Annotated in this window: 3 protein-coding genes; 2 read left to right on the top strand and 1 reads right to left on the bottom strand. The window is 69.9% G+C overall.

Annotated features, from left to right (window positions below):
- On the top strand, nt 1-1,069 hold a 1,069-nt coding region (locus R6V09_RS51770), incomplete at its 5' end, for an MFS transporter (RefSeq protein WP_317888347.1).
- Nucleotides 1,070-1,289: 220 nt separating this feature from the next.
- Nucleotides 1,290-1,664 carry an STAS domain-containing protein gene (locus tag R6V09_RS51765; RefSeq protein WP_317888346.1) on the top strand — a complete coding sequence of 125 codons (375 nt, stop codon included), beginning with the start codon at nt 1,290-1,292 and terminating at the stop codon, nt 1,662-1,664.
- 141 nt (nt 1,665-1,805) lie between these two features.
- Here R6V09_RS51765 and R6V09_RS51760 read toward each other — a convergent pair.
- Nucleotides 1,806-2,115: subtilase-type protease inhibitor (locus R6V09_RS51760; RefSeq protein ID WP_317888345.1), on the bottom strand; the 310-nt coding region annotated here is incomplete at its 5' end.

Raw genomic sequence — 2,115 nt, 5'->3', positions numbered from 1 at the left:
GGACGCCCGCGAGCGCGCCCGGGCCTTCAGCGTGTACGGCGCCATCGCGGGCGCCGGCGGCGCGGTCGGCCTGCTGCTCGGCGGTGTGCTGACCGACGCCTTCGACTGGCGCTGGACGCTCTACGTCAACGTCGCCATCGCCTTCGTCGCCTTCGCGGGCGGCTGGGTCCTGCTCTCCAACCACCGCGACGCCGCGGGCTCCAAGCTGGACGTGCCGGGCACGGTACTGGTCGCCGGCGGTCTGTTCTCCCTCGTCTACGGTTTCTCCAACGCCGAGACGCACGACTGGAGTTCGCCGCAGACCTGGGGCTTCCTGATCGTGGGTGTCGTACTGCTGGCGGCCTTCGTCTGGTGGCAGAATCGCGCCGCGCACCCGCTGCTGCCGCTGCGCATCCTGCTCGACCGCAACCGGGGCGCCTCGTTCCTCGCCGTACTGATCACCGGTGCGGGCATGTTCGGTGTGTTCCTCTTCCTCACCTACTACCTCCAGCTGAACCTCGGCTTCAGCCCCACCAAGACCGGTGTCGCGTTCCTGCCGATGATCGGCGCCCTGATGGTCATGGCGCAGCTCGGCACCACGATGCTCGTGCCGCGTCTCGGCCCGAAGGTCGTCATTCCGCTGGGCTTCGCCATCGCCATGGTCGGCATGGCCTGGCTGACCGGCATCGGGGTCGGCTCGTCCTACGCGACCCATGTGCTGCCGCAGCTGATCGTGATCGGCGCCGGCCTCGGCATGGTGATGCCGCCGGCGATGCAGCTCGCCACGAGCGGGGTGGCCGCCGAGGACGCGGGTGTCGCCTCGGCGACGGTCAACGCGATGCAGCAGGTGGGCGGTTCGATCGGTACGGCGCTGCTGAACACGCTGGCCGCGAGCGCCGCGACCGACTACCTGGCCGGGAAGGACGCGTCCAGCAAGCTGGTCCAGGCGCAGGCGACGATCGAGAGCTACACCACCGCGTTCTGGTGGTCGGCGGGCTTCTTCGCCGCGGGCACGCTCATCGCGTTCGCGCTCTACCGCCGCGGGGCCCCGGAGCAGGACGCGGACGCCGCACCGGTCGTTCACATGTGATCGGCTCCGCCCGAAACTGAGCCGCACGGACCGAGGGGTCGCCGTCCACAGGGAGACGGCGGCCCCTCTTTTCTGTCCTACTGACAGAAAGTCAACCTTTTTGACCGAAGTTCACCATGTCGAGTGAACCAGATCTTGTGGGCGGCGTGTCATGGATTCTCGGGGCCTCTCCGGGGTAACTACCGAGACCGAATGCGCCCCGTGCCGAGGTGGAGCGGCCATGACAGCGGAAGCGGACGAACGCGACAGTCCCGCGGCCAACTCCTGTGCCCGTACGCGGTCGCACGGCCCCTTCACGGTGGTCGAGGTCTCGGGGGAGATCGACATGGCGACCGCCGACCTGGTCGTCGATCACCTGGACGCCGCGACGGCGGTCGCGGAGCCCGACGTACTGGTGGATCTGCGGCCCGTCGAGTTCCTCGACTGTTCGGGGCTGCGCGTCCTGTGCCGGGCCGAGCGACGGGCGAGGGAACGCGGCGGGCGGCTGCGGATCGTCTCCGACGGGCCGCGCATCGACCGGCTGTTGCGCGCCTCGGGTCTGCTCGGCCGCTTTCCGCCGCTGCGCGCGATGCCCTCCCAGACGGAAAGGCCGTAATGATGACAGGGGCCGGCGCGGGCAGCCCCACACTGCCCGGCCGACCCCTGATGCGAGATCGCAGCGCTCCGCGACAGGGGCGCGCACTCCCCAGCTACGGACCCTTCCTGATGCCCACGGAGACCGTGCGACCCCGGTCTCTCAGAACGTGAAGACACCTCCGTACCCGTAGGAGTCCTTCACGCACTCGTTGGAGAAGGCGCGCTCGTAGGAGACGCGCTTGCCCTGCCAGACACCCTCGACCGTGACGACGACGGGGCGGTAGAGCTTGTTGCAGAGCACATCGCTCCGGGTCGCCAGGGCGTCGAAGTCGCCCCCGATTCCGCGCAGTTCGGCGCAGGCCCGGGCGGCGGACGGGTGGGTGCCGGAGGAGGTCGGCGCGCAGGTGAGGGTCACGGCGCGTTCCGGTGTGGCGAGGGCCGCGTCGTCCCCGTGGCCCATGGTCAGCACC

The sequence above is a fragment of the Streptomyces sp. W16 genome (assembly GCF_033194735.1).
GTDB lineage: Bacteria > Actinomycetota > Actinomycetes > Streptomycetales > Streptomycetaceae > Streptomyces.
Note: the sequence above shows the minus strand (reverse complement) of the source record. Positions and strands in the feature narration are given on the sequence as shown.

Excerpts from the sequence above, each read along its gene's own strand:
- R6V09_RS51765 (WP_317888346.1), top strand. The coding sequence starts at position 1,290 with ATGACAGCGGAAGCGGACGAACGCGACAGTCCCGCGGCCAACTCCTGT.